At 44.3% G+C, this 26,901-nt stretch carries 25 protein-coding genes; 6 read left to right on the top strand and 19 right to left on the bottom strand.

Features of this window, described 5'->3' with window-relative positions; genetic code table 11:
• Positions 1-12: 12 nt before the first annotated feature.
• The 13 genes from NLG07_RS08175 to yceD form a co-directional block, all read right to left on the bottom strand.
• Positions 13-792, bottom strand: a complete 780-nt coding sequence (locus tag NLG07_RS08175; protein WP_254854978.1) for a TatD family hydrolase — start codon at positions 790-792, stop codon at positions 13-15.
• A complete protein-coding gene (locus NLG07_RS08170) occupies positions 789-1,664 on the bottom strand; it encodes a DNA polymerase III subunit delta' (protein ID WP_254854977.1) in 876 nt (291 codons plus the stop codon). The genes NLG07_RS08175 and NLG07_RS08170 overlap by 4 nt, the downstream gene beginning before the upstream one ends.
• Positions 1,661-2,305 (bottom strand): dTMP kinase, encoded by a 645-nt coding sequence (gene tmk / locus NLG07_RS08165; protein WP_254854976.1) that lies wholly within the window; start codon positions 2,303-2,305, stop codon positions 1,661-1,663. Before tmk ends, NLG07_RS08170 begins: the two co-directional genes overlap by 4 nt.
• A 19-nt stretch (positions 2,306-2,324) precedes the next feature.
• Positions 2,325-3,302: an endolytic transglycosylase MltG gene (gene mltG, locus NLG07_RS08160; RefSeq protein ID WP_254854975.1), complete on the bottom strand. Its 978-nt coding sequence runs from the start codon at positions 3,300-3,302 to the stop codon at positions 2,325-2,327.
• A gap of 3 nt (positions 3,303-3,305) precedes the next feature.
• Positions 3,306-4,157 carry an aminodeoxychorismate lyase gene (gene pabC, locus NLG07_RS08155; RefSeq protein ID WP_254854974.1) on the bottom strand — a complete coding sequence of 284 codons (852 nt, stop codon included), beginning with the start codon at positions 4,155-4,157 and terminating at the stop codon, positions 3,306-3,308.
• A gap of 102 nt (positions 4,158-4,259) precedes the next feature.
• Positions 4,260-5,498, bottom strand: a complete 1,239-nt coding sequence (gene fabF / locus NLG07_RS08150; protein WP_254854973.1) for a beta-ketoacyl-ACP synthase II — start codon at positions 5,496-5,498, stop codon at positions 4,260-4,262.
• Positions 5,499-5,582: 84 nt separating this feature from the next.
• On the bottom strand, positions 5,583-5,822 hold the full coding sequence (gene acpP / locus NLG07_RS08145) for an acyl carrier protein (RefSeq protein ID WP_254854972.1): 240 nt from the start codon (positions 5,820-5,822) through the stop codon (positions 5,583-5,585).
• Between the two features lie 153 nt (positions 5,823-5,975).
• Positions 5,976-6,707 (bottom strand): 3-oxoacyl-ACP reductase FabG, encoded by a 732-nt coding sequence (gene fabG, locus NLG07_RS08140; protein WP_254854971.1) that lies wholly within the window; start codon positions 6,705-6,707, stop codon positions 5,976-5,978.
• 4 nt (positions 6,708-6,711) lie between these two features.
• Positions 6,712-7,641 (bottom strand): ACP S-malonyltransferase, encoded by a 930-nt coding sequence (fabD, locus tag NLG07_RS08135; RefSeq protein WP_254854970.1) that lies wholly within the window; start codon positions 7,639-7,641, stop codon positions 6,712-6,714.
• Positions 7,642-7,657: 16 nt separating this feature from the next.
• Entirely contained in the window at positions 7,658-8,617 is a 960-nt protein-coding gene (locus NLG07_RS08130; protein ID WP_254854969.1) for a beta-ketoacyl-ACP synthase III, read from the bottom strand.
• A 9-nt stretch (positions 8,618-8,626) separates the two neighbouring features.
• Positions 8,627-9,664: a phosphate acyltransferase PlsX gene (gene plsX / locus NLG07_RS08125; RefSeq protein WP_254854968.1), complete on the bottom strand. Its 1,038-nt coding sequence runs from the start codon at positions 9,662-9,664 to the stop codon at positions 8,627-8,629.
• A gap of 10 nt (positions 9,665-9,674) precedes the next feature.
• On the bottom strand, positions 9,675-9,845 hold the full coding sequence (gene rpmF, locus NLG07_RS08120; protein WP_254854967.1) for a 50S ribosomal protein L32: 171 nt from the start codon (positions 9,843-9,845) through the stop codon (positions 9,675-9,677).
• A gap of 3 nt (positions 9,846-9,848) precedes the next feature.
• Positions 9,849-10,379, bottom strand: coding sequence for a 23S rRNA accumulation protein YceD (gene yceD / locus NLG07_RS08115; protein ID WP_254854966.1), 531 nt, complete (start codon positions 10,377-10,379; stop codon positions 9,849-9,851).
• Positions 10,380-10,473: 94 nt separating this feature from the next.
• Between yceD and NLG07_RS08110 the strand changes: the two genes are divergently transcribed.
• Entirely contained in the window at positions 10,474-11,064 is a 591-nt protein-coding gene (locus NLG07_RS08110; RefSeq protein ID WP_254854965.1) for a nucleoside triphosphate pyrophosphatase, read from the top strand.
• Here the strand turns inward: NLG07_RS08110 and NLG07_RS08105 are convergent.
• A complete protein-coding gene (locus tag NLG07_RS08105) occupies positions 11,047-11,691 on the bottom strand; it encodes an HAD family hydrolase (RefSeq protein ID WP_254854964.1) in 645 nt (214 codons plus the stop codon). The genes NLG07_RS08110 and NLG07_RS08105 overlap by 18 nt on opposite strands.
• Positions 11,688-12,653, bottom strand: coding sequence for a 23S rRNA pseudouridine(955/2504/2580) synthase RluC (gene rluC / locus NLG07_RS08100; protein ID WP_254854963.1), 966 nt, complete (start codon positions 12,651-12,653; stop codon positions 11,688-11,690). The genes NLG07_RS08105 and rluC overlap by 4 nt, the downstream gene beginning before the upstream one ends.
• Positions 12,654-13,147: 494 nt before the next feature.
• Here rluC and rne point away from each other — a divergent pair, with 494 nt between their 5' ends.
• Positions 13,148-15,976 carry a ribonuclease E gene (gene rne / locus NLG07_RS08095; RefSeq protein ID WP_254854962.1) on the top strand — a complete coding sequence of 943 codons (2,829 nt, stop codon included), beginning with the start codon at positions 13,148-13,150 and terminating at the stop codon, positions 15,974-15,976.
• A gap of 89 nt (positions 15,977-16,065) precedes the next feature.
• On the opposite strand, the gene topA is transcribed toward rne, so the two are convergent.
• Positions 16,066-18,717 carry a type I DNA topoisomerase gene (gene topA, locus NLG07_RS08090; RefSeq protein WP_254854961.1) on the bottom strand — a complete coding sequence of 884 codons (2,652 nt, stop codon included), beginning with the start codon at positions 18,715-18,717 and terminating at the stop codon, positions 16,066-16,068.
• Positions 18,718-19,004: 287 nt separating this feature from the next.
• On the opposite strand from topA, the gene astB reads away from it, so the two are divergent.
• Together astB and NLG07_RS08080 are read left to right on the top strand one after the other, a co-directional pair.
• On the top strand, positions 19,005-20,366 hold the full coding sequence (gene astB / locus NLG07_RS08085) for an N-succinylarginine dihydrolase (protein ID WP_254854960.1): 1,362 nt from the start codon (positions 19,005-19,007) through the stop codon (positions 20,364-20,366).
• A gap of 70 nt (positions 20,367-20,436) precedes the next feature.
• The gene (locus NLG07_RS08080; protein ID WP_303049196.1) at positions 20,437-21,735 is read left to right on the top strand and encodes a dicarboxylate/amino acid:cation symporter; all 1,299 of its coding nucleotides are present in this window, start codon (positions 20,437-20,439) and stop codon (positions 21,733-21,735) included.
• Here NLG07_RS08080 and NLG07_RS08075 read toward each other — a convergent pair.
• Positions 21,732-22,958, bottom strand: a complete 1,227-nt coding sequence (locus tag NLG07_RS08075; protein WP_254854959.1) for an FtsX-like permease family protein — start codon at positions 22,956-22,958, stop codon at positions 21,732-21,734. The two genes, NLG07_RS08080 and NLG07_RS08075, sit on opposite strands and share 4 nt — an antisense overlap.
• Positions 22,949-23,623, bottom strand: a complete 675-nt coding sequence (locus tag NLG07_RS08070) for an ABC transporter ATP-binding protein (protein WP_254854958.1) — start codon at positions 23,621-23,623, stop codon at positions 22,949-22,951. The genes NLG07_RS08075 and NLG07_RS08070 overlap by 10 nt, the downstream gene beginning before the upstream one ends.
• Positions 23,624-23,914: 291 nt before the next feature.
• On the opposite strand from NLG07_RS08070, the gene NLG07_RS08065 reads away from it, so the two are divergent.
• Both NLG07_RS08065 and NLG07_RS08060 read left to right on the top strand, forming a co-directional pair.
• The gene (locus NLG07_RS08065; protein ID WP_254854957.1) at positions 23,915-25,597 is read left to right on the top strand and encodes an alpha-glucosidase; all 1,683 of its coding nucleotides are present in this window, start codon (positions 23,915-23,917) and stop codon (positions 25,595-25,597) included.
• A 125-nt stretch (positions 25,598-25,722) separates the two neighbouring features.
• Entirely contained in the window at positions 25,723-26,166 is a 444-nt protein-coding gene (locus NLG07_RS08060) for a DUF2721 domain-containing protein (protein WP_254854956.1), read from the top strand.
• Here NLG07_RS08060 and NLG07_RS08055 read toward each other — a convergent pair.
• Entirely contained in the window at positions 26,163-26,846 is a 684-nt protein-coding gene (locus tag NLG07_RS08055) for a hypothetical protein (protein ID WP_254854955.1), read from the bottom strand. The two genes, NLG07_RS08060 and NLG07_RS08055, sit on opposite strands and share 4 nt — an antisense overlap.
• Positions 26,847-26,901 lie beyond the last annotated feature (55 nt).

Raw genomic sequence — 26,901 nt, 5'->3', positions numbered from 1 at the left:
CCTGTGCAATCCTTAGCTCATTTTTACCGAGTCAAATAACCGATAAAAATTCGCCGTCGTTTGCTCTGCGATGTGCGCAACGGGCACCCCCCTAAGCTCAGCAATACACTCAGCAACTTCTACAACATACGCTGGCTGGTTCGTTTTACCTCGATAAGGTACAGGCGCTAACCATGGGGAATCTGTTTCAATCAGCATACGCTCTAATGGGATGGATTTGGCCACCTGCTGTAACTCTTTTGCCGATTTAAAGGTGACAATTCCAGAAAAACTGATGTAGAAGCCTAGCTCAATAGCCGCTTCAGCCATCGCCAGATCTTCGGTAAAACAGTGTAGTACGCCTCGCACCTTTCCTTTGCCATGCTCTTTAAGTATAGCAATAGTGTCTTTGCGAGCGTTGCGAGTATGCACGATTAAGGGCTTATCCACTTCAAGCGCTACGTGAATATGGTCAATAAAACTTTGCTTCTGTACCGCAATCGTATCTTGAGTATGATAATAATCTAGACCGGTTTCACCTATCGCAACCACCTGTTCACGGTTAGCATATGCACGTAATGTCTCAATTGGCACAACGTCTTCATCGTAACAAGGATGAACACCACACGACACAGAAACATTGTTAAAGCCTGACACTTGCTCATACATGCGATCAAATTCAGCCACATTTACAGCGACACACAACATATGTTCAACATTACGAGAATGCGCATTGGCTACGTAATTGGCGATGGCGTCTGGATTGTTTTCATCAATTTTATCGAGATGACAATGAGAATCTACAAACGTCACGATAAGACCTCTTTTACACGGTTTAAAATTTTGTATAACAACATGGATTTGTTAACACCTGGATGCTGAGCCTCTTGCATCAACTGTACTGATAGGTCATAAATACTCTTGTACTGTTTGGATGATGGGGCTTGTCGACACCATTGTTGGAGCCAGATCAAACAATCTTGGACATGGGCTTCCCATTTTTGTGCCATACTCAGAACTGAACCAGAAGAATTCAAGCTCTGCAACGCCTCAATAAACATAGCGTAAGTCACAGCATCTTCTGAGTGAGCAGCTAGACACAACTTAGGTAAAGCGCGATAAGCTGATATTTCTTCTAACGACATGTCGATTCGATATTCATCACGCAACCAATTCTGTATCTTCTTGGGCTCTGGCAGGGCCAACACCTGCTTCTCGCATCGACTTAATACCGTAGGTAACAAACTGTGAGCGCTGATTGCCGTCATAATGATATAGGTATTATTGGTCGGTTCTTCTAAGGTTTTGAGTAAAGCGTTTGCCGCAGCCGTTGTCATACGCTGGCCATCAGTGAGCAACAATACTTTATTTTGGGAAAGCTGCGCACTGCCCTGAAGCCTATCAATTCCTTGGCGAATACTGTCAACACCAATAGATAGATTATCAGTTGTAATGTGATGTTTGTCAGGATGCGTCTGTGCTTGGATTAGCTGACAACTCTGACACTTACCACAAGGTTGACCTGCAACCGGTCTGTGGCAAAGTATCAGTTCGCAGAGTGCTTCGGCAAACTCACTTTTTCCTAAACCGTTGGGGCCAAGTATTAACGGAGCATGATGGAGAGTCTGACGCTCTAGACGTGATGCCAGTTGCGCCAATTCAGGTTCATACCAAGGAAAAATCATATTTTATCAATGTCCTTCTCTGTACCAAGATAATGATGCAATGCTTGGAGGACGTCTTGTCTTACCTCATCGATACTTTGACTGGCATCAATCACAACAGAACTATCAGAATGAGCAGCCGCTAGTTCAAGGTACTTCTGTCTGGTACGTGCAAAGAAAAGTAATCCAGATTGTTCAATTCGATCTAACTCGCCACGTTGACTTGCGCGTTTTAAGCCAATTTCAGGATCAATATCTAACAAAATGGTAAAGTCAGGTTTCACGCCTTTGAGGGTGATATTGCGCAAACTATCAATCTCATCCATTGGGATCTGGCGTCCTCCCCCTTGATAAGCAACGGATGACCAGTCGTGACGATCGGCTAATATCCACTGCCCTCGTGCTAAAGCTGGCGTAATGACATTTTCGAGTAGCTGCGAACGAGCCGCGTACATCAAGCATAATTCAGTGGTGGTGGTTACTGATTCTGACCACTCTTTTTTAACGCAATCACGAAGTGCTTCTGCTAATGGTGTGCCACCCGGCTCTCGTGTCCGCACAACGGATTTACCTGCTTCATGCAGTACTTGAGAGATCGTATCAATGACCGTACTCTTGCCAGCGCCTTCTAGACCTTCAACCACAATAAATTGTCCACGCATCTTAGTCACTTTGCTTCGTTTATTTGTTTAATTGGTATTTTCTCACAGCTGCATTGTGTTCTGCCAATGATTTCGAAAAATGATGACTACCATCTCCTTTGGCCACAAAATACAAATCGTCAGTCTCGTCAGGATAAAGAACGGCTGTTAAACTCGCTTCACTCGGTGCAGCGATGGGTGTCGGGGGTAAACCATCAATGCGATAAGTATTATGGCTGGTTTTGGTTTTTAAATCACGACGCGTAATATTGCCATTAAAGTTAGGCCCGATACCATAAATTACAGTGGGATCTGTTTGTAATCTCATGCCTAAGCGCAGCCTGTTCAAAAATACACCTGCGATGCGCTCTCGTTCTTCAGCTAGCCCCGTTTCTTTTTCAATAATCGAAGCGAGTATGACCCAATCTTCTGCATTTTTGATTTCTGGTGGTAGAGATGCCTTAGATAAGAGCTCTTCTATCAAGATTGCTTGAGCAGCTTCAGCTCTTTTTAATAAATCAGACACCCGGCTACCGTGATTGTACTGATACGTATTCGGTAATAAAAAGCCCTCAAGGTACTCTTTATCCTCATCATAATAACGCCATGCGATTTGATCATATGACACATCCATCACCAAGCCTGGAGCATTAGCTAGCTGCATTAACCATTCACGCAACGTTTGTCCCTCTACCAAGGTCACACTGTGGGTCAGGACGTTACCATCAACAATCTTGTTTAGTGCTTGACTCAACGTCATTGACGGATCAACTTCATAAGCACCGGCTTTAATATTTTGGAATTCGGGATGAAGCCTTAGCCATATTTTGTCCAACAAGTGTAAAGGTGAGTTTCGTAACTGACTCATGACTTGGGAGACGGTTGCTCCAGGAGAAATAGTGATGATTTTCACCTCACTCACCTTTACTTTATCAGAAGATATCGAAGTAAAAGCAACACCAAAACTGACACAGAACACGATACATAATATACACAACCCAACTAAAAATGACTTCATAAGCTACCACTGCGTCAATTGACTAAGATAAATCTGCCAATGCTGCTGCAAACTTTGAAATTTAGAATTAGCAAAAATAATATTGTCCTCTTCGGACATACTGGCCATATTTTGGGTGTTATTTATCGGTAAGCGAAGTTCATTAACGACTTGCAGGTGACGCACACAATTACATAAGACGACCGTATCGGCCTTAGCTAAATCAATGACACCATAATCTCCGACCACAAATGGCACATCATATAATTGAAATGACTCGATTAACTGCGCTCGCAAAATACCCGCTACGCCAGCATTTTCAATATGCGGAATATGCCACCGGTCATCAAAATACCACAAAATATTAGCACTCGTAGCTTCAACCACGTTGTGCTTCTGATCCAAACAAATTACATCATCCACACCTAAGTGGTTTGCTTGCTGTTTAAATAACACGTTTTCTAAGCGATTGCAGTGCTTACTGCCTGCTAGCATAGGTTGCGTACTGAGATAGCCTTGTGCGATAGCTACGGATAAAGGTTGGGTATTAAGGGTTGGCATTGGATAACTCGAACAGTACACCAAGGGTTCATTTACCCCTTTGGGATCGTAGCCTCGCCCACCTTCACCACGACAAATCAAGACCTTTAAGACGCCCGCTTGCATTTTTTTGGCCATATCTTCGATTACTTGCATTACTTCTGACCAATCTATCTGCGTAATCATCAATTTAGCAGAATCATGTTGCAAGCGTGTAAGATGAGACGATAAAAATTCAACACGGCCGGATTCCACGCGCATGGTGGTAAAACAGCCATCGCCATAATTAAAGTTTCGATTAGAGCTCAAAGACATCGCGTCACGGATTATTTGCATAACAGACACACATTACTACAGTTGCTCTATCATACGCATAAAAAAGACATAAAAAAACGTCATTGCTCAATAACAATGACGTTTTCATCAAATTACGAATAATTACGCTTTTTTAAATAACAAAGAACCATTCGTGCCACCAAAACCAAAAGAGTTACACAAGGCGTATTCTGTGTCCATAGCTTGTGCTTCATGAGGCACCAAATTTAAGTCACAACCTTCGCTTGGGTTATCCAGGTTAATAGTTGGAGGCGCAATTTGTTCGCGCAATGCTAACACCGTGAAAATAGCTTCAACAGAACCAGCAGCGCCTAATAAATGACCGATCATGGATTTAGTAGAAGATACTTTGACGTCCTTCGCTGCATCGCCAAAAATACTTTTCACTGCACTTATCTCTGCAATATCACCGGCCGGCGTAGAGGTACCATGGGCATTGATGTAACCAATTTGTGCTGGAATAACCGCTGCATCGTTGATTGCATTTTGCATTGCCGCCGCCGCACCTTCACCGTCAGCTGGAGGAGATGTCATATGATACGCATCGCCTGACATACCAAAACCAGATAGCTCAGCATAAATCGTAGCGCCTCGGGCAACAGCATGCTCATACTCCTCGAGCACCATAACACCAGCCCCCTCACCCATGACAAAACCGTCACGCTCGTCATCCCACGGACGAGATGCTTGTTGTGGACGATCATTTTGCGTAGACAGCGCTCTAGCTGAACCAAAACCTGCAATCGCTAAAGGAGTAATCGTCGATTCTGCACCACCGGCAACCATGACATCTGCATCACCATAAGCGATGGCACGCGCCCCAATGCCAATGTTGTGAACACCTGTCGTACAGGCCGTAACTACATTCAGGTTGGGCCCTTTCAGACCACGCATGATGGATAAAAAGCCGGATACCATATTGGTAATGGTCGAAGGGACAAAAAAGGGTGACACTCGACGTGGACCAGAGTTGATCAATTTATGATGGTTTTCTTCAATCAGAGGTAAGCCCCCGATGCCAGAACCAATCGCAACCCCGACCCGAGCGGCGTTTTCTGGAGTAATCGTAAGCTTACTATCATCCAATGCCTGCATACCTGCGGCAATTCCTAGCTGGATGAAGCGATCCATCTTTTTGGTTTCTTTTTTATCGATGTACTGTGTTGCATCAAAATCTTTAACTTCTGCTGCAAACTTAGTGCCGTACTCACTTGCGTCAAAATGGGTAATTTGACCTACCCCTGACACGCCTGATTTGATGTTCTGCCATGTACTAGCAACGTCATTACCAACTGGGGTAATTAACCCAAGACCCGTAACGACAACTCTGCGTTTTGCCATCACATTCTCCTAAAGCAAATATATTTATTGTAATAGAAACAAAAAACGGCCCGTTAAGAGCCGTTTAGTCACACATAAATAAAATTATGCGTCGCTGTTCGCGTTGATGTAATCAATTGCAGATTGAACAGTCGTGATCTTTTCAGCTTCTTCGTCTGGGATTTCAGTATCGAATTCTTCTTCAAGAGCCATTACTAATTCAACTGTGTCTAAAGAATCAGCGCCTAAGTCATCAACAAATGCCGCTTCAGATTTCACTTCTTCTTCTTTAACGCCAAGCTGTTCAATGATAATTTTTTTGACGCGTTCTTCGATATTACTCATTTTGTACATTCCCTAATTGTTCTTTGGAAAAAAAATCTAACGTATTCTAGGTTGCAAATGTGATATTAGCAAGTTTTGATTGGCTATAACTTCGTGGTCAAACCACCTCAAGGCTCAATAATAGCCAAGAAGTTGTAAAACTACAAGAAAACCTTAACCCATGTGCATACCGCCGTTTACATGCAAGGTTTCCCCCGTAATGTAAGCAGCCGATTCAGTGGCCAAAAAAGCGACAGCCGCAGCAATTTCTTCAGGTTGGCCTAAGCGATTTGCAGGGATATCTTTGAATATTTCTGCTTTTTGTTCGTCGGTGAGCACCTTAGTCATATCCGTATCGATGAACCCAGGCGCAACGACATTGACGGTAATTCCACGAGATGCCACTTCACGAGCCATGGATTTAGAAAAACCAATAACGCCAGCTTTAGCCGCCGCATAGTTCGCTTGACCAGGATTACCGGTCGACCCTACGACAGAACCAACATTAATAATTCTGCCAAAACGCTGTTTCATCATTCCACGCAAAACCGCTTTTGACAGTTTAAAAATAGCACTGAGATTGGTTTGAATTATGTCATCCCATTCTGAGTCTTTCATTCTCATGAGAAGGTTATCGCGAGTAATCCCAGCGTTATTAATTAATATAGCAATCGGACCAAACGTGGTGCTGACCTCACCGACTAATGCATCAATTGCCCCCTCTTCAGTCACATTCAGTGCACGGCCTGCACCATTTTCACCTAAATACTCAGAAATAGTAGCGGCTCCATTCTCACTCGTTGCCGTACCCACCACAAAATACCCTTGTTCGGTGAGTGCTAGTGCGGTGGCTTTACCAATACCACGTGAAGCACCAGTCACTAACGCAATTTTTTTATCTGACATGTTTTTATCCTACTTCTAAATGTTCTGGAGCATTAATGCTGCTACAGTCCAACGTCTTAACAATGCGTTTATTCAAGCCCGTTAATACTTTACCTGGGCCAACTTCTAGTACAGTAGTAATCCCTTGAGCTGACAACGACTCAACGGTTTTCGTCCACTGTACTGGACGATACAACTGACGTACCAATGCATCGCGAATTGCTGCGGCTTCAAAATTCACTTTAACATCCACGTTATTGATCACTGGAAGCACCGGATTAGCCATCTCAATATCGTCTAGCAGTATGGCAAGTTGCTCTGCTGCTGGCTGCATAAGGGCACAATGAGAAGGAACAGAAACAGGAAGAGGCAATGCTCGCTTAGCACCCGCCTCTTTACACAAAGCACCGGCCTGAGCAACAGCGTCTTTATGTCCGGCAATCACCACCTGACCCGGGGAGTTATAATTGACAGCTGACACCACTGCATCCGATTGTTGCGCAACATCCGCACAGATTTGCTCAATCGTGGCATCATCCAAACCAATAATAGCGTACATAGCGCCTACACCTGCTGGTACTGCAGCTTGCATGTATTGACCACGAGCACGCACCAGCTGCACCGCATCCGCAAGCGAAAATACGCCAGCACACGTTAAGGCCGAATACTCACCCAGACTATGACCGGCCAAAGCATGAGCGGTTAAATCAGTTAATTCTTGCAAGCTTCGATAGACCGCAACCGAGGCTGTTAATAATGCTGGTTGCGTGACTTCTGTTTGATTTAATTGGCTGTTTGGATCGGTGCTCACTACTTGCCACAAATCATAACCTAGGGCATCTGATGCCTCAGCAAACGTATCGGTAATAATAGGCGTGTATTCGGCAAGTTCTGCAAGCATACCAACCGCTTGAGAGCCTTGGCCAGGAAAGACCATCGCAATGGTTTTACTCATAAAAATTCCTTTCGAACTAATATTTAATTAACGCAGAAGCCCAAGCGAATCCGCCGCCAAATGCTTCAAGCAATAAGTTTTGTCCACGTTGGATACGACCATCACGAATAGCGGTATCCAAAGCAGTAGGAACGGTTGCGGCCGACGTATTTCCGTAATACTCGAGCGTGATAACAACTTGTTCAAGTGACATATTCAGCTTTTTGGCAATGGCGTTGATAATGCGAAAGTTAGCTTGATGTGGTACTAACCAATCAATGTCGGATTTGTCCAAATTATTCGCTGCAAGAGTTTGCTCAACCACTTCACTTAGCTTAGTTACCGCCATTTTGAAGACTTCATTGCCTTTCATCACCCCCCAATTTTCATGAACGGAGGCTTCATCACCACGAGTCGGATTCCCTACATACAATAAATCAGAATAGGAACCGGCGGCATGAATATGGGTGGATAAAATCCCCGGTTCTTCAGAGGCTTCAATAATGGTAGCGCCTGCGCCATCACCGAATAAGATCACCATAGAGCGATCTTTAGGGTCGACCAGTCGTGACAAGCAGTCTGTGCCAATGACCAAAATACGCTTTGCCATACCTGACTTGATGTATTGGTCGGCAACACTGAGCGCATAACAAAATCCGGCACATGCTGCAGCCACATCAAACGCAGGAATACCATCTAACTCTAGAATACGTTGAATTTCGCATGCCGTGCTGGGCAAAGCCGTCTTCCCAGACGTTGTGGCACACACGATCATATCCATTGATTTAGGATCAATTTGATTATATTCGAAGGCTGACCGAGCCGCTTCAGCACCCATTGTACCAGCCGTCTCATCTGGCCCAATAATACGACGTTCTTTAATACCAGTGCGATCGGTGATCCATTGATCTGAGGTATCGACCATAAGTTCCAGGTCGGCGTTGCTGCGAACCTCACTGGGGAAATAGCTTCCCGTGCCAATGATTTTTGAATACATAATTGGGTATTACTCCAGCAATATGTTGGCGATTGTTGTTTTTATTTTGTGTGGAATGTCTTGCTCGACTTCATGTACTGCTTGAGTTATTGCAGAAGCTACCGCGTTTGCATTCGCGTTGCCATGACTTTTTACCACAATACCTGCTAATCCTATCAAACTCGCGCCGTTATACTGGTCGGGCTTGATCTTTTTGTATAGTTTTTTGAGGATCGGAATACATAACATAGCCAGCAATTTCATCCATAAACTGCTGCAAGTAATACGATAAATCTCCGCTCGCAGAAAGGTGTAAATGCCTTCACTTGCTTTTAACGCCACATTTCCAGTAAAACCGTCAGTGACGATGACGTCAGCTTTACCACTTAAAATGTCATTGGCTTCCAGATAACCAATGAAATTAATTTTATTTAATTGTCTCAGCCTGTTAGCGGCTTTTTGGATGCTTTCGTGACCTTTGGTATGTTCTTCACCTACGTTCAACAAGGCGACTTTAGGGGCAAAATTACCCCGCTTAGCACCTAAATGACCAACGGTTTGCGCAAGCACTGAGCCCATGACGGCATTTTGTACTAAGGTAGTGTCTGAGTTACTGATATTCGCGCCCAAGTCCAATAACCATACTGATTGCTCTGACTGGCAAGGCAAATGCGAAACCAGTGCTGGACGGTCAATACCGGGTAAAGTTTTGAGTAACACCGCTGCAAGAGCAAACAAAGCCCCAGTATTACCTGCACTGACGCAAGCATCGGCTTCACCTGAGGCGACTAGCTCAATCGCTCGACGCATGGAAGAGTCTTTTTTGCGACGCAAAGCGGTCGACGGTTTATCCTCCATGGTAACCACATCTTGGCAATGCACGACTTTAATTCGCTGACAAATTGCTGTTTGGACTTCTTTGAGTTCACGGTTGATAAGGTGTGCGTCGCCGCACAAGATAAGAAAGAGATGCGAGTGTTGGTGGAGCGCTTTTATTGCTCCAGAAATAATAATGGGGGGACCATGATCTCCCCCCATTGAATCTAACGCAATGGTTAGTACTGACATAAAATCGAGCTTAGTTGCCTACGACTTTTTTGCCTTTGTAAAAACCATCAGCCGTCACGTGGTGACGACGGTGCGTTTCACCTGATGTAGAATCGACAGACAAAGTTGCGCCTGTGAGAGCATCATGTGAACGACGCATACCACGCTTAGCGCGGGTTTTACGATTTTGCTGTACTGCCATAATTTACTCCTGGTCTCGCTTAAGTTTTTGTAAAACCGCAAATGGGTTTTCACGCTCCTGTTCCGGTTCAAGTTGACCAAACGTCATATCGTTTTGCGTAACACTGCACTCATCCTCTGCATGAACAGGTACAATTGGCAAAGTAATAATCAATTCGTCTTCGAATAATTGCACCAAGTCCACTTCTCCGTGTTCGTTGACGGCAACCGGTTCGTAAGCGTCAGGTAATTCATCGTGCTCAAGTTCATTCCCCTGCACGGGAGTGAAACAAAAAGCCACTTGTGTCGCTTGCGGCATGATTGAATTACAACGTTGACAGATAAGTTGAGCCCCTGTGCTGAGTTCGCCTTGGAAGTAAGTAAGACCCTGCGCGTCTTTTGCAAACTTAACATCCACTTGGATAAACTCATCACATGAAGCGACGGACGCTTCCCACCTTGGCATGTCTTTCGACACCATTACGCCTGAATACTCAGAACGCTTGGTAGCGGCTTTGACCGGATCAAGGTATTTTGGCAATTTAACTTTCTGCATACGGCGCGCATATTATAGATTTGCACAACAACTGTCAAAGGATATATAGTGGATTGATCGTTTATTTTATTCATTTTCTAACGATATACCATCTATGAAAAAAATTATATTAGCTTCATCATCAAAATATCGTCGCACTTTGTTAAACCAACTTGGACTCAGCTACGATTCTGTGTCCCCAGAGATTGACGAAACGCCAGCTAAAGATGAGTCACCCGCTGCTTTAGTGCACCGATTAGCATATCAGAAAGCCAAAGTGGTAGCAGCCAGACAACCTAATGCCATCACCATTGCTTCTGATCAAGTCGCATGCATAGATAATACTATTTTGACCAAACCCGGTAATCGCGACAATGCGATTGCCCAATTACGTCAATGCAGCGGTCAAACGGTCACATTTTATACCTCTTTGTGTGTGCTTTTGCCCGAACAAGAATTTGAAAAAACCATTGTCGAGCCCTTTATTGTTGGCTTTCGCGATTTGACTCAAGAGCAGATTGAGGGGTATGTCGACCGTGAGCAACCGTTTGATTGTGCGGGGAGTTTTAAATCAGAAGGATTAGGTATCGCTTTATTCAAATTTTTGAACGGTCGCGATACCAATACGCTGGTCGGGTTACCGCTGATTGAGTTAACCGCCATCCTGTTCGAACTCGGTGTGGATGTCCTAGAGCCAGTTAAGTAACTCGATGGGTGAGTCAATGATTGCAACGGGATTGTGTTGGTTGAGTTGCGCCACCGAATGCACACCGTAACTTACCCCAACCCTTGGCATATTGATGCTTTGCGCCATTTGCATATCAAAGGATGTATCCCCCACCATCAGACACTCTTCAGGCGCCAGCTTTTGCCGTTCTAGGATCTGTAACAGCATATCCGGTGATGGCTTAGATTCAGCCTCATCGGCACAGCATGAATCAACAAAATAACTTTTTGTCTGAGTATGCTGCCAAGCACGCTCCAACCCCCTTCGCGCTTTACCAGTAGCAACTGCCAAGCGATATTTGTCAATTAAGTTTTCTAATAATTGCTCGGTACCTAAAAATAACGGGCAAGGCGTTTGGTCATATGACACAAAAACTGACTTATAATGCTCAACAACTTCTTGTGTTTTAACTGGACAAGACAGACCGAATAAACGTGCGATTGCAGGAGTTAAGCTGATCCCGACAATCTGATGAACAGCAGGGGCAGAAGGGACAGCCAAATCCGAACGCCTCGCCGCTTCTTGCATCGTGTTAACGATTTTATCAGCAGAATCCATCAGCGTGCCATCCCAGTCAAAAATAATGCACTTATAAGGTTGCTTCATGATTGATTTGACAAGGCTTCAAGTTGTTGGATCACATATTTAAACGGTTTGTCGTATTTAGCCATAATTCGCATAGGCTCTTGGGTAGCTGGATGCATAAAAGACAGCGTAGCCGCATGTAAAGCGAGTCGGGAAAAGCCATTCTGTGCATATTGATTATTGATTTCAGGCTCGCAGTATTTTACATCGCCAATAATGGCATGCCCTGCACTTTGACAATGCACTCTGATCTGATGGGTACGCCCAGTAATCGGTGAAGCCTCAACCAGAGTAGCATCGCAAAACGTCTGTAACACACGATAGCGTGTTTCACTGGGTTTGCCATCTTCCCTTACCACCACAACCCGTTCCCCCGATTGTAAAGTATTCTTGTACAAAGGCGCCTTAACCTTGTGCCGATGTTCTGGCCAATGGCCGTGGACAATCGCATGGTAACGCTTTTGCATTTGTTTTTCCCGTAACTGCTCGTGCAAACTGCGCAAAGCTGAACGGCGCTTAGCGACCAAAATCACGCCGGATGTATCGCGGTCAAGGCGATGCACTAACTCCAAAAAATCTTGCTGTGGACGCAACGCTCTGAGCCCTTCAATCATGCCAAAATTAAGCCCACTGCCACCATGCACGGCAAGACCAGAGGGCTTATTTATCGCTAACACTCGATCATCCTCAAACAAAATTGCCTGTTCTAATGATGCGATTTTATCCAGTTTAGGATTGAGTTGATCCGTATGTTTCTGTTCAATCTTAATTGGGGCAATTCGAATGATGTCAGAAGGCTGTAATTTATATTCAGCCTTAATGCGCTTTTTGTTCACTCTGATTTCGCCTTTGCGCAACAAGCGATAAACCAAACTTTTAGGGACACTTTTAAGATAAGTGATCAAAAAATTGTCAATGCGTTGCCCTGACATATCATTGTCAACGTTAACAAAGCGGACTTGGGGAGATGATTCTTGATTCATGGTGCGGATTATATCAATAAGCTTATGATCATGCATGGAATTTTGTTGCAGTAATTCCAAATACAGGCGATAATATGCACAGCGAAATTGTATTTTTGGTACGAAGCTACATAAGCAAGTGTCTCTCGCCATAATGCGAACACTACTAACTTAATACAAACCGCACGTCATGCACATAGCAAGCCATCGAACACACGGTATTTACAAAGCATGACACGTTGTCACAACGCACAGAGAACTAACTCCGTTTGCGCTTGTGCATTTTTTTATAAGACCTTTGCTGATGCAAACTAATCAGAATTAGAGCAATTTTAGGTTGATGTAGATACCTAAAAGAGAAAAACGAGATAATTTATTCCCGCTATGCACAAATTAGCGGAGCAAAGCCATGTTGTGAACATGGTGTATATATCTTTGTCTGAACAGACCACTATAAGTGTGGACACAGCCCTGCCCTAATTCTCATGCGTCAGCGTAATTGAGAATATGACAATATGAAAAGAATGCTCATCAATGCCACGCAGCAAGAAGAACTGCGTGTTGCACTTGTTGATGGTCAAAAGCTATATGATTTAGACATCGAAAGCCCCGGCCATGAACAAAAAAAAGCCAACATCTACAAAGGCACCATCACTCGCGTAGAACCTAGCCTAGAAGCGGCGTTCGTTGATTATGGCGCTGAGCGTCACGGATTTTTACCACTCAAAGAAATCGCGAGAAATTACTTCCCAGATGACTACACATTTGAAGGACGTCCAAACATCAAGGATGCCGTCAAAGAAGGCCAAGAAGTCATCATTCAAATCGACAAAGAAGAACGTGGCCAGAAAGGCGCAGCCCTGACTACGTTCATTAGTTTAGCTGGTTCTTATTTAGTCCTGATGCCTAATAACCCACGGGCGGGTGGTATCTCTCGTCGTATTGAAGGCGATGAGCGCTCAGACTTAAAAGCTGCCTTAGATCAACTTGACCTACCCAAAGGTATGGGACTGATTGTCCGCACCGCAGGTGTGGGTAAATCAGCTGAAGAGTTGGCATGGGATCTCAAGGTATTATTAACCCATTGGCAGGCAATATCTGATGTTGCTCAAGACCGCCCTGCACCCTTTTTGATTCACCAGGAATCAAACGTCATTGTACGGGCTATTCGCGATTATTTGCGTCGTGATGTGGGTGAGATTGTCATCGACAAGAAGTCTGTCTACGAGCAGGCCTTGCAGCATATTAAATTGGTGCGTCCTGATTTTGCTAATCGCGTCAAACTATACACTGGTGAAGTGCCATTATTTAGCCACTACCAAATTGAAAGCCAAATCGAATCAGCTTTCAAACGCGAAGTACGTCTACCCTCTGGTGGGTCTATCGTTATTGATCCAACAGAAGCATTAACCTCAATCGATATTAACTCAGCGCGGGCGACCAAAGGTGGCGATATCGAAGAAACAGCGTTTAATACCAACTTAGAAGCCGCCGAAGAGATCGCTAGACAACTGCGCTTACGTGATTTAGGTGGTCTTGTGGTGATTGACTTCATTGACATGTCTGTGAATAAGCATCAGCGTGAAGTCGAAAATCGCATGAAAGACTCAGTCAGTGGTGACCGCGCGCGTGTGCAATTAAGCCGCATTTCACGTTTTGGCTTACTGGAGATGTCACGTCAACGCTTGCGTCCATCATTAGGTGAGTCGGCGCATAATGTCTGCCCTCGTTGTACTGGTCTGGGTACGATTCGAGGTACAGAGTCATTAGCGCTTTCCGTTTTGCGCATCATTGAAGAAGAATGCATCAAGGACAACACGGCGCAAGTTGAAGCGCAATTACCGGTCGATGTTGCAACGTATATTTTGAATGAAAAACGTAAAGCCGTACGTCAACTAGAAGAGCGTAATAAAGTTCAAATCTTGGTACTGCCAAATGTGAACTTGACCACTCCACACTTCGAGATCAATCGTCGTCGATCAGAAGATGCATTAACTGACATCAGTTACAAACTTGAATTAACCGAATCGGTTGAAGCAAAACAAGAGTCTGCTGCGGCAGCCGCACCAGTTAAACGTGAAGAACCCGCTTTGCAAGGAATGGCTGCGCCACCACAAGCACCCGCACCAAAAGTTGAGAGTACCCCAAGCATATTAACTCAATTTATTGCTTGGTTAACCGCTTTGTTCGCGCCGAAACCAGCTCCTGCCAAGAAAGGCAAAGGTCGTGGCCGTAACCAGAATCAACGTCGCAATACCAACCGTCGCAATCAAGCGCGCAATGGACGTAATGGTCAAGCGCGCACGCAAAGCAAACGCTCTAACAAGAGTGATGGGGAAGAGCGTGGGGATCATGGAGATAAAGAACGCAAGTCTAAATCACGTCGTTCTCAGCGTAACGAACGCAACGAACAGCATGACAAAAGAGACCGCAATGCAAAAACAGAGCGCAATGAGACAAAACGTGCAGCCAGTGAAGCTGCTGAAGCGGAAACAGTCAGCAAGCCACCACGTGAACGTCGCAAGCGTCGCGATAATCGCAGGTCGGTTCGTGTAGCGCCAGTTGAAGCAGAAAGTAATGGTGAACTAGATTCATCAGTGGTTGTGCAAGAAAGCGTTACCGAGACTCCTAACGTATCTGAGTCTACTCAAGCACCTGTTACAATACCTTCAGCGCCGGATACAGCGGCAGAGCAACCTGAACCAGTCACTGATTCAGCTGTTGCAACGGAGTCGGTGTCAGAGCATACTGCTGAAAACACTGAGAATGAAGCCTCTGAACACAAAGAGCGTCGTACTCGCTCTCGCCGCTCACCACGGCATGCACGTGCAGCGGGGCAAAAACGCAAACAAGAACAGGCGCAAGCAGAACTGCCACTGGACGATGCGGTTGAATCAGACGTTGTTGAGCCAGTCGTGAGTGAACAAAACGAAGATGCGACTATTATGGCCGAATCTGGTAAGCAAGCTGAACCGTCGACCTCGGCTGAAGTTACCCAAGCAGTGGAAACGGCGAGTGTCACGGAAATGGTCGCTGAAAGCGAGATTGCCGTTACTGAGACAGTCACTGAGCCGGGTATTGATATTCACCCCCCGGTGGATGCTGAACCAGCTAAGTTAGTGGATGCAGAACCGACTAAACAAGCTGCATTACCAAGTAAAGCTCGAGCATCACATCCTACTGCTTTACCAAAAGCGTTAGAAAGTGAGTTTGGCGATATCGTTATCAACGTATTAAATGATGCATCTCGTCCGACTATTGCTCGCACTGCACGCCAAGCAGCGATTGCCTCAGTCGTGAATCGTGCACAAGCTCCAATGACTAGACCAGCAAGTGTTGACTAGTCGAATGACTTGAATCATTCAAACCAAAAAGGCACTTCCCAATGAAGTGCCTTTTTTAATATCTAACTTTTGTCGCTTAAGAAATGAAATTACTTCGCTTTCTTGCGTTTATCATCAACTACCCATTTACCTTCTTGGAACCAAGCAGCCCAACCTGATGCTTTACCGTTTTCATTCTCTGACATAACGTATTGCTGTTTGGTTTTGCGACTATAACGAACAATAGCAGGTTGTCCGTCAGGATCCTTTGCTGGTGCATCCGCTAGGTAATAAAACTTAGGCGAGATACGGTCCTTAAAGCGTTTAAGCTCACTGACTAAAGGTGCTCGCGTTTCTCTAGATTTAGGGAAGTTATGCGCAGCTAAGAAAATACCTGATGCGCCATCACGCAGAACAAAATAGGCTCCTTCCGACTTTTGACATGGTAATTCTGGCAAATGCACCGGATCTTCTTTCGGTGGAGCAGGCTCCCCGTTTTTGAGTAACTTACGAGTGTTTTTGCATGCTTCGTTAGTACAATCAAAATATTTGCCAAAACGGCCGTTTTTGAGCTCCATATCAGACTGGCATTTGTCGCATTCCAAGACGGGGCCATCATAACCTTTGATCTTGTATGTGCCTTTCTCAATCTCAGTACCTGGACAATTGGGCGTATTTCCACACACATGGAGTTTGGTGGTTTCGTTTACCAAATAACTATCCATCGCGGTGTCACACAAAGGACAGCGTTTTTTAGCACGCAGCGCTTCAGTCTCAAAATCTTCCTCGTCTACCACAGCAACGGCTTCATCGCCAGGTGTGAGGTTTAAGGTTTTAGTGCAACGCTCTTTGGGAGGTAAGTTGTATCCTGTACACCCCAAAAACACGCCTGTGCTTGCGGTACGAACATTCATCGGACGCGAACACTCTGGACAATCCAGTTCGATTTGTACCGCACTATTGGCATGCATGCCGCCGTCTTCTTCTGGTTTTTCTGCCATCAACAATAAGGCATAAAAATCATCATAAAAGGCGTTTAATACGTCTTTCCAAGCTTTATGTCCGTGCGCAACATCATCGAGGCGTTGTTCCATTTTGGCGGTAAAGTCATAGGACATTAAGTCAGCAAAGTTTTGCGAGAGACGGTCTGTAACGATTTCGCCCATCTTCGTTGCGTAAAAGCGTTTATTGTCTAAATGCACATATCCACGATCTTGAATGGTAGAAATAATACTGGCGTAAGTCGAAGGTCGACCGATGCCTCTTTTTTCTAACTCTTTAACCAAAGATGCTTCGTTAAAACGCGCTGGTGGCTTGGTAAAATGTTGTTGGGGATCGAGCTTTTCAAGCGCAAGCACATCCCCTACTTTGACATCAGGTAAGGTAACGTCTTCGCCTTTTTTGCTGATCTGCGTTTGCACTTTGGTCCACCCGGCAAACTTCAATACGCGCCCCTTAGCCGTTAATTCATAATCGCCGGCTTTCACGCGTAAAGTGGTTGAGTCATATTTAGCAGGGGTCATCTGACAGGCAACAAACTGACGCCAGATGAGCTCATAAAGACGCTGTGCGTCTCTTTCCATGTCAGACAGGCTTGCCCCTTGCACATTCACATTTGACGGCCTGATGGCTTCGTGAGCCTCTTGTGCGTTATCTTTAGCACCATAGATGTTCGGCTGCGATGGAAGATAAGGAGCGCCAAAGTGTTCATTAATAAAATCGCGTGCACTGCTCACGGCTTCTTTGGATAGATTCGTTGAGTCAGTACGCATATAGGTGATGTGTCCCGCCTCATATAAGCGTTGTGCCAGCATCATCGTCTTCTTAACACCAAAACCTAAGCGTGTAGAAGCTGCTTGTTGTAAGGTAGACGTAATAAATGGGGCACTTGGTTTTGACGTTGTAGGTCGACTGTCTCTTGCTGAAACCACATATTGCTGAGCTTGCAATGCAGAAGTCGCCGCTTCCGCTTCTGCTTTGTTGGTCGGCTTAAATGCCTTATCTTGGTATTTGGCGACCAACATTTTGAGTTGAACATCAGTCAGCGACACTGTTGAATAACGCAAATCAGCGTGAATATCCCAAAACTCCTCTGGGGTAAAGGCTTTGATTTCGCGTTCTTTTTCAACCACCAAGCGCATGGCAACCGATTGCACGCGACCGGCGGATAACCCTCGAGCCACTTTTTTCCACAATAGTGGCGATAGCATAAAGCCCACTACACGGTCCAAAAAGCGACGTGCTTGCTGAGCGTTGACCCGATTTATATTGACTTCGCCTGGGGCGCTAAACGCATCTTGGATGGCCGATTTAGTGATCTCATTAAACACCACGCGCTGGAATGTTTTGCCTTTGCCACCAAGTAACTCTTGCAAATGCCACGCAATGGCCTCACCTTCTCTATCCAAATCCGTTGCAAGATAAATAGTGTCTGCTTCTTTGGCGAGTTTTTTGAGTTCGGTGACCACCTTTTCTTTGCCTTGTAGAATTTGGTAATGGGCGTGCCAATCATTTTCGGGGTCGACCCCCATACGATCCACCAACTTCATGTATTCATGGCGTCTTAAATATTCTTCTTTTTTCTTTTCTGGCCAGGTTTTTAATTCTTTAGCTGGGATCTTTGCTTCTACTTTTCCCAATGCTTTGGTTGGCAAGTCGCGGATGTGTCCGACGGAGGATTTTACGATAAAATCCTTACCTAAATATTTATTTATGGTCTTCGCCTTGGCGGGTGACTCGACTATGACTAATGATTTTGCCATGAGAAAACGCTTATCCTTTGAAAAACATATATATAACTGTACAAATCTGGCTGTACACGGGGAAATTTGATACTCAATCTCTTTTTAAAGATATATCGGTAAATTGCATATAAAACAAGAAAATCTTCATACTTACCCACTTTAAGTGATGTAAGCCATTAATTTTATTGATTTTTTTATAAAATCAATTTGCCATCTCAACGCTTTAACAGTAATCTAGCGCCTTATTTATATCCTTATACTATGCTTGTTGCCTAGCAAGCGATCATACTTTTGGAGAAACTTGTATGTCTGGCGTAGAAGTCAATTTTGATGGATTAGTCGGCCCAACACATAATTATGCTGGCCTATCTTATGGTAATGTCGCATCCAAACAACATGCCAAAGGCACCAGTCAACCCAAAGCTGCAGCCCAGCAAGGACTCCGCAAAATGCAAACAGTGGCTGAATTAGGCTTGCCCCAAGGTGTACTTGCCCCTAACGCTCGACCTGATATCAATATTTTACGACGTCTGGGTTTTAGTGGCAGTGATACTCAAGTCATCAACAAGGTCGCCAAAACCGAACCGGCTTTGTTAGCGGCAATGTACTCGGCTTCTTCTATGTGGACAGCCAATGCCGCAACGGTGTCTCCCAGTGCCGATACTGCAGATGGAAAAGTGCATTTTACGCCTGCGAACCTAAATAATAAACTGCATCGGAGCATTGAACCGACGCAAACTGGCGCAATCCTCAAGTCGGTATTCTCAGACGAGGCACATTTTGCGCATCATACCCATTTACCTGAACAAGACAGCTTTGGCGATGAAGGCGCTGCGAATCACACTCGCTTCTGTGCTCAATATGACCAGACTGGTATCGAGTTTTTTGTCTACGGCCGCTCAGCCATGCGACCCGATGTACCCGCGCCTACCAAATTTCCAGCGCGTCACACGTTAGAAGCCTCACAAGCGGTTGCGCGTCTGCACGGCTTAAATGAAAACCAGTGCGTATTTGCACTGCAAAATCCCGACGTCATTGACCAAGGTGTGTTTCACAATGACGTGATTGCAGTGGGGAATCAAAATACTTTGTTTTACCATGAACAGGCGTTTCACAATACCGTGCAAGTTAAAACTGAATTAGCTCAGAAAGGAGAGACTGTAGGTATAAAAGATATGCATTTTATTGAGGTCCCGACCGTCGAAGTAAGTGTGGAAGATGCCGTGAAAAGCTATTTATTTAATACCCAGTTACTGACCATTAATCGTGAACAAGACGACGTTCACATGGCCTTAATAGCGCCCACAGAATGTCGTGAAAATGCCGCCGTACATGCGTATTTATCCAAACTCACTGACGCGGGGACACCGATTAAACACGTTCATTATTTGGATGTTAAGCAATCTATGAAAAACGGCGGTGGACCGGCCTGCCTCCGGTTACGCGTAGCCCTAAATAAAGCTCAACTAAAAGCAGTAAACCCCAAGTGTTTCTTAACCTCTGAGCAGTTTGAAGTGTTGTATCAATGGGTGGATAAACATTATCGAGACGAATTAGCTCCAGCCGATTTGGCTGATCCTAATTTGCTCACCGAATCCTACACTGCTTTAGATGAATTGACCCAAATCCTTGGCTTGGGCAGTGTCTATTCCTTTCAACAAGATTAAGGTCGTTGTATCTGAGGTTTTGTTACGGTAATCTGCTTGTCATTAGATAAGAATAACAAAAGGAAACAACGTGACAGAACCTCAAAAACTCAGCTTAACCGTTCGTATTTTTATCGGCATGGTAGCCGGTGCGGCAGCCGGTTTACTCTTAAATGCTGTGTTTGGCGAGTCGGGCGATTTGGTGATTGCTGGAGTCTCGCTCAACGATAATGTAGTGGATGGATTATTCGGTGCTTTAGGTCAAATTTTCATCGCCAGTTTAAAGATGCTAGTCGTGCCACTCGTATTTATATCACTGGTTTGCGGCACATCCAGTTTATCTGAGCCGGCAAAACTCGGTTCATTAGGCGGTAAATCCATCGCTCTTTACATCACGACCACTGCCATCGCCATTAGCTCTGCTATTATTGCGGCATTGATTATCGCGCCAGGTGAAGGGCTGAATCTGACCACAGAGGCAACCTATAGCGCCAAAGAAGCCCCTGCTTTGAGTCAAGTCTTTGTCAATATGTTTCCATCCAATCCGATTGCATCGATGGCACAAGGTAATATGTTGCAAATCATTGTGTTTGCAGTCATTTTTGGTGTAGCTTTGACCTTGGCTGGTGACTCCGGAGAGCGCATAAAGGCCGCGTTTAACGACTTGAATAACGTCATGATGAAAATCGTATCGATGGTCATGGCCATTGCGCCTTATGGTGTCTTTGTATTAATGGCAAAATTATTTGCCAGTATAGGCTTCGATACCATATTAGGTTTAGCGAAATACTTTTTCTTAGTATTCTTCGTTTTAGTATTCCATGGTTTAGTTACCTATCCTGTTTTACTCAAAACTCTTACGGGATTAGACCCGCGAATGCTATTAAATAAAATGAAGCAAACGTGTTTGTTTGCCTTTAGTACTTCAAGTTCTAATGCCACCCTCCCTGTCACGATGGCAACTGCCCGACAAAAGCTTGGGGTGCAACCAAGCGTTGCCAGTTTCACCATCCCCTTAGGCGCCACCATTAACATGGACGGCACGGCTATTATGCAAGGGGTTGCAACCGTCTTTATCGCACAAGTCTATGGCGTGGATTTGTCGGTGACGGATTATTTGCTGGTGATCCTTACTGCAACTTTAGCTTCAATCGGTACAGCCGGTGTGCCAGGTGTTGGCTTAATTATGCTCGCCATGGTACTGCAACAAGTGAATTTGCCGGTTGAAGGCATTGCCTTAATTATCGGTGTAGACCGCTTATTAGATATGACGCGGACTGCCGTCAATGTTACTGGGGATTGCATGGTTGCCTGCATTGTCGCCAAGTCTGAAGGTGAATTGGACGAAAGCGTCTTCAATGACCCGGATGTAGAGGACGTAAAGATCTAGTGTAAATGCTCTGCCGCGACGATGCTCGCGGCTTTTTTCGCTGGGTAATACGTTGCCAGTAATGCCAACATTACCGCGATTAAGGCGGTCAGCCACACATCACTCCAAAGCAACTGTGCTGGTAAAGCATCTACAAAATACACATCTGCCGATAACAAAGATACATCCAATGCGTTTTGTAGTATTTGGACCCCATCCGATAGATTCAACGCTATCATAATACCGAATACGCATCCCACCACTATCCCCGTCAGTGCGCTTTGCAAACCAGATAAAACAAAAGTATACACAAGTACCTGACGTGCAATCCCCATGGTTTTTAAAATGGCAATTTGTTTTTGCTTGTGTTTTACCGTCATCATTAAGGTTACCACGATATTAAAACAAGCTACGGCAATGACTAACCCTAAGACCAAGTACACAATAAATTCAACCAATAGTATGTCTTGATATAAATGCCCATGGGTACGAGTCCAATCAGACATATACACTGGATATGGAAATTGGTAACCAATTTGATAAGTCATTGCCTGTGCCGCAAAAGGATCATCATAATAAATCTGGATCCCTTGAGCAGCATGGGTAAGTTCTAGCTGTGATTGTAAACTAGTCAGATCCACTAACCCAATAATATTGTCTGCGCCTCCACCAATATACAACTCACCCGCTAAGGTGAATCGAACGAGTTGTGGAGAACGAAAGTTGGGGTCGTTCGGATTTGGCAGAAGTAACTCAACCGTATCCCCTGGTAAGTATTGGTGGCTGGCAATCAGTTGTTTACCCAAAAAAATCAAGGGATGGGCGGCATCAGAAATCGCATTTTGTGCATAATCAGTGCGAAACTTAAACAACGGATGTTGCTTGCTATCGAGCGGTAATCCTAATAGTTGCAATGCGTCCAACTGATTGTCACGCTGCAACATCGCGCTTGCTTTACTGTAAGCAAACGCATTGGTAACACCTTGTTGTTGCTTAATTGCCATGACTGATTGAGCCACGTCAGGTAAACCATTATTCTCTACTGCAAACAACTCTGCATGAGGAATACTGGCCAGCAATCGTGTTTTAAGCGCCTGCTCAAACCCATTGAGAATGGATAACAACACGATTAATACGCAACACCCCAAAGCAATGCCTGTCACCGCTGCATTTTTGATAAATCGACTACTGCCTTGCAGCGCGTGTGCGCGAAAGCGTCTAGCGAGGAACCATGCTAGGGACATAAGGTAAGCTGTCCATGTTGCAAAATATACTGACGTTCAAGGCTTTTAGCTAAATTCATATCATGCGTAACAATAATTAATGCCGTCTGATGACTGAACTGCAACTCGAGTAACAATTCAAAGATGACTTGACCATTGCTTTCATCAAGGTTGCCTGTCGGTTCATCGGCAAGCAAAAACGCGGGTTTTGTGATCATTGCACGAGCAATGGCTATGCGCTGACGCTCACCTCCTGATAACTGTGCGGGAAAGTGCTCAGCGCGGTCTTCAAGCCGAATCTGGGATAACCATTGCTGTGCTTCTTGCATAGCTTGATGGCGTGCCACACCACGAATAAGTAAAGGCATTGCAATGTTTTCAAGCGCGGTAAACTCAGGCAATAAATGATGGAATTGATATACAAAGCCAATGTATTGGTTGCGTACTTTTGCTAACTCATCATCTCTTAAATCAGCTAAATTATGCTCACCAACACACACTGAACCAGAGGTTGGTGAGGATAAGCCACCCAAAATATGCATCAGCGTACTTTTACCGGAGCCTGAACTGCCAACAATTGCCATGGATTGACCTGCTGCGACCTCAAAGTTAATGTCTTGAAGAACATGAATACAATCATCACCATCGTGATAGGACTTCGAGATGTGTTGACACGTTAGATGCATTTTGTTGTTTTTTTAGACCAATCAAATGATGCAATTATGGTAGCAAATGCCCTCTGTTTTGCCTATACATCTTTGATTTTATTCTTGTTCAAAAAACAACCGGTTATCTCATGGTTAGTCAAACAGCACATAATTGGGAATGAACGCATTTTATTACAATAATTTTACCTTTATTCAGCCAAACAAATTGCACTCTTAAACGATTAAGTTTAGAATTGCCATCTTCTTTTGATAACAATTAATTAACACCTGGGTGGTGCTGACTTCAGGTGGCAGTGGAGACTTTATTCGATGTTATTATCCAATATGAATCGTGAATGGTGGAAAGAGGCCGTGGTTTATCAAATTTATCCGCGTTCTTTCCAGGATAGTAATGGTGACGGCATAGGTGATTTACGCGGAATTATAAACCGTCTTGACTACATTGAATCACTTGGTATTGACGTAGTCTGGCTTAACCCAATTTATAAATCGCCTAATCACGATAATGGGTATGATATTTCAGATTACCGCGACATCATGTCAGAGTTTGGCGATATGGCGGATTTTGACGAATTGCTCAAGGGTATGCATGAACGTGGTATCAAGGTTGTCATGGACCTTGTTGTCAACCACTGCTCCAGCGAACATTACTGGTTCCAACAAGCCATTCAATCCCGAGATAACCCGTATTACGACTATTTCCATTGGTGGCCGGCTGAAAATGGTACTCCACCAGAGCGCTGGAGCTTTTTTGCCCCTGACGCCAGTGCTTGGCGTTTCAATGAAGCGACCAACTCTTACTACTTACACTATTTTGCGGTAGAACAACCGGATTTAAATTGGGAAAACCCCAAGGTCCGTGCTGAGATTTATGACATGATGCATTTTTGGTTCAAAAAAGGCATCGATGGTTTCCGCATGGACGTGATCACCTTTATCTCTAAACATGATGGTTATCCGGTCTTTGAAGGTGTCCATGGCGAAGCAATGATTGATGTGTATGCCCAAGGACCACGTCTGCATGAGTATTTACACGAAATGAATCGTGAAGTGTTGCAACACTACGATATTATGACGGTGGCTGAAGGGCCAGGTACGCACATTCACAACATCCACGATCTCGTAGACGAAACACGTCAAGAACTCAATATGAACTATCATTTCGAACATGTTGAGCTAGGGTTAGATTCAAGGAAAATGGTCAACTCTGACCATCGTGATCTCGTAAAATATAAAAAGATATTATGCGATTGGGCTGTTGAGTTTGATCACGCTGGTTGGGGCACAACATGGCATACTAATCATGATTTTCCACGTCAAGTATCGTGGTTTGGCGATGACAGTGATGAGCATCGTGAAGCGTCATCTAAACTACTCAGTACGATGCTCCTAACTATGCGAGGCACCCCTTATTATTACATGGGTGACGAGATCGGTATGACCAATGCTCGATTTGAGAGCATTGAAGATTATAACGATTTGATGACCATCAATTGGTATAAATTAACCGAGCAAGAAGGCGGTGATACCCAAGCATTACTTGACTCTCATAAACTCAGTGGCAGAGACAATGCGCGCACTCCGATTCAATGGGACAGTTCGACGAATGCAGGCTTTACCCAAGGTAAACCTTGGTTAAAAGTGACCCCAAATTACCCAACTATCAACGTTGCGGCACAAGAAGCTGATCCAAAATCGCCCTTGAACTACTTTCGTTCGTTGACTGCATTTCGCAAAAATCACTTATCATTAATATATGGTGCGTTTAAAGTGTATTTACTAGAAGATCCAAACATCTTTAGTTACACCCGCACGTTGGACGATGAAACTTTATTGATCCTATTAAACTATTCTAGTGATAACCAGACGGTCAGCTTAGACAGTGAACTGTTGTCATCTGATGTGAAATTGAATAACTACGATGACTTAGTGGTCGAATCTGGTCATTATCAATTGAAGCCATGGCAAGCGGTCATCATTAAACTGGCTTAATTTCCCTTATCATTGTGTGTGTCCAATGCCCCTACTCGTTTTCATGCGGTGGGGGCATTTTTTGTAGTCAAAAATAGGCCTTTAACGTTACAATATGATGATCATTGGTTATTTAGAGCGTCATTGTGGAAATTCACATAGATAACAATTTGGTTTCTCAACTCATTCAACTATCACTTGTACCGGTATTTTTGTTGGTAGGTATCGGTCAAATGCTGAACGTCATGACCGGCAGGTTAGCCCGTATTATTGATCGGGCACGTTGGTATGAAGAATGTCATAGCCAAGGCATCATTGAACAATTTAATGACGCACATATTGCAGAGCTTGATGCGTTACGCCGTCGTATGCGCTTTTCTAACTTTGCGATCAACTTTGTGACTGCAGCGGCGATCATCGTGTGTTTAACCGTTATTTTATTACTATTTAACGGTATTCTGATAACGCCTCTAGACAATATTATTTTGGGTTTGTTTATTTTGGGCATGTTAGCGATCACCGGGGGAATGTTCAGTTTCTTTATCGAAGTGAGTATCGCCAGTCGCACCCTAAAGATCCCCACTCCTTAATTTTTATCTGCGTCAATTGGTCGGGCGAGAGATTTTGGGACGTACATTGTAGAGCCATTTTTTAACTCAACCGTTAATCGCACCCTGTTTACCTTTAAGATGGTCGCAACATGAGTCTCCTTAGCATATTCAAAAGATATGATTTGACCGACGTAAAAATGAGAATTTGCTGGACCAATTGATTCATCTGATTCAGCAAAATCCAATTCACAAAATACGTTATGCTCCATTAACGCATCCATCAGACTCTGTGCCACAGGGCCCTCATACAAGGCATCGAGACATCTATAAAAACCAGCGTCGTGTACACTATTTGCTCTCCTATATCCTTTTGTTTCTTGATGATAATGTGCGTATTCGTGGAGCAATGTATGACATAAAAGCGTTTGTGGAGTGAGTTTTCCATCCCAATAGCGCTGAGTGTTTATTTCTTTTGCTGTACGCCATAAACTAGCTTGATTGATAGAAGATAACTTATCTTGAACCATCTTTGCCCCAATTGTAATTTGACGTTTGGGCTGGCTTTGCCAGAATGTATTCCTCACAGATTGATAATAGGTAGCTTTTCCAACGCCAACACGAAAAGTCAAAGGGTAACTCTGCCGATGAGCATGATCATAAGTTAAAAAGACGTGGTCAGCTGTTTGCAATAAACATACAGCTATTTGTTTAGGATCCATAGAACAGTAGACGGAATTTTTTTTGATGATGGACGAATTTGATTGGGAATTCAAT

This window comes from Alteromonas sp. LMIT006 (genome assembly GCF_024300645.1).
In the GTDB taxonomy this organism is placed as follows: Bacteria; Pseudomonadota; Gammaproteobacteria; order Enterobacterales; family Alteromonadaceae; genus Opacimonas; species Opacimonas immobilis.
Note: the sequence above shows the minus strand (reverse complement) of the source record. Positions and strands in the feature narration are given on the sequence as shown.

Bases quoted from the DNA above. Each gene is read 5' to 3' on its own strand.
- plsX (WP_254854968.1), bottom strand. From the start codon at position 9,664: ATGTCAGTACTAACCATTGCGTTAGATTCAATGGGGGGAGATCATGGT.
- rne (WP_254854962.1), top strand. From the start codon at position 13,148: ATGAAAAGAATGCTCATCAATGCCACGCAGCAAGAAGAACTGCGTGTT.
- pabC (WP_254854974.1), bottom strand. From the start codon at position 4,157: ATGCAAATAATCCGTGACGCGATGTCTTTGAGCTCTAATCGAAACTTT.
- yceD (WP_254854966.1), bottom strand. From the start codon at position 10,379: ATGCAGAAAGTTAAATTGCCAAAATACCTTGATCCGGTCAAAGCCGCT.
- rpmF (WP_254854967.1), bottom strand. From the start codon at position 9,845: ATGGCAGTACAGCAAAATCGTAAAACCCGCGCTAAGCGTGGTATGCGT.
- rluC (WP_254854963.1), bottom strand. From the start codon at position 12,653: ATGAATCAAGAATCATCTCCCCAAGTCCGCTTTGTTAACGTTGACAAT.
- NLG07_RS08055 (WP_254854955.1), bottom strand. From the start codon at position 26,846: ATGGATCCTAAACAAATAGCTGTATGTTTATTGCAAACAGCTGACCAC.
- astB (WP_254854960.1), top strand. From the start codon at position 19,005: ATGTCTGGCGTAGAAGTCAATTTTGATGGATTAGTCGGCCCAACACAT.
- fabG (WP_254854971.1), bottom strand. From the start codon at position 6,707: ATGTCAGATAAAAAAATTGCGTTAGTGACTGGTGCTTCACGTGGTATT.
- NLG07_RS08070 (WP_254854958.1), bottom strand. From the start codon at position 23,623: ATGCATCTAACGTGTCAACACATCTCGAAGTCCTATCACGATGGTGAT.
- fabD (WP_254854970.1), bottom strand. From the start codon at position 7,641: ATGAGTAAAACCATTGCGATGGTCTTTCCTGGCCAAGGCTCTCAAGCG.
- fabF (WP_254854973.1), bottom strand. From the start codon at position 5,498: ATGGCAAAACGCAGAGTTGTCGTTACGGGTCTTGGGTTAATTACCCCA.
- NLG07_RS08110 (WP_254854965.1), top strand. From the start codon at position 10,474: ATGAAAAAAATTATATTAGCTTCATCATCAAAATATCGTCGCACTTTG.
- acpP (WP_254854972.1), bottom strand. From the start codon at position 5,822: ATGAGTAATATCGAAGAACGCGTCAAAAAAATTATCATTGAACAGCTT.
- NLG07_RS08130 (WP_254854969.1), bottom strand. From the start codon at position 8,617: ATGTATTCAAAAATCATTGGCACGGGAAGCTATTTCCCCAGTGAGGTT.
- NLG07_RS08105 (WP_254854964.1), bottom strand. From the start codon at position 11,691: ATGAAGCAACCTTATAAGTGCATTATTTTTGACTGGGATGGCACGCTG.
- tmk (WP_254854976.1), bottom strand. From the start codon at position 2,305: ATGCGTGGACAATTTATTGTGGTTGAAGGTCTAGAAGGCGCTGGCAAG.
- topA (WP_254854961.1), bottom strand. From the start codon at position 18,717: ATGGCAAAATCATTAGTCATAGTCGAGTCACCCGCCAAGGCGAAGACC.
- NLG07_RS08075 (WP_254854959.1), bottom strand. From the start codon at position 22,958: ATGTCCCTAGCATGGTTCCTCGCTAGACGCTTTCGCGCACACGCGCTG.
- mltG (WP_254854975.1), bottom strand. From the start codon at position 3,302: ATGAAGTCATTTTTAGTTGGGTTGTGTATATTATGTATCGTGTTCTGT.
- NLG07_RS08065 (WP_254854957.1), top strand. From the start codon at position 23,915: ATGTTATTATCCAATATGAATCGTGAATGGTGGAAAGAGGCCGTGGTT.
- NLG07_RS08170 (WP_254854977.1), bottom strand. From the start codon at position 1,664: ATGATTTTTCCTTGGTATGAACCTGAATTGGCGCAACTGGCATCACGT.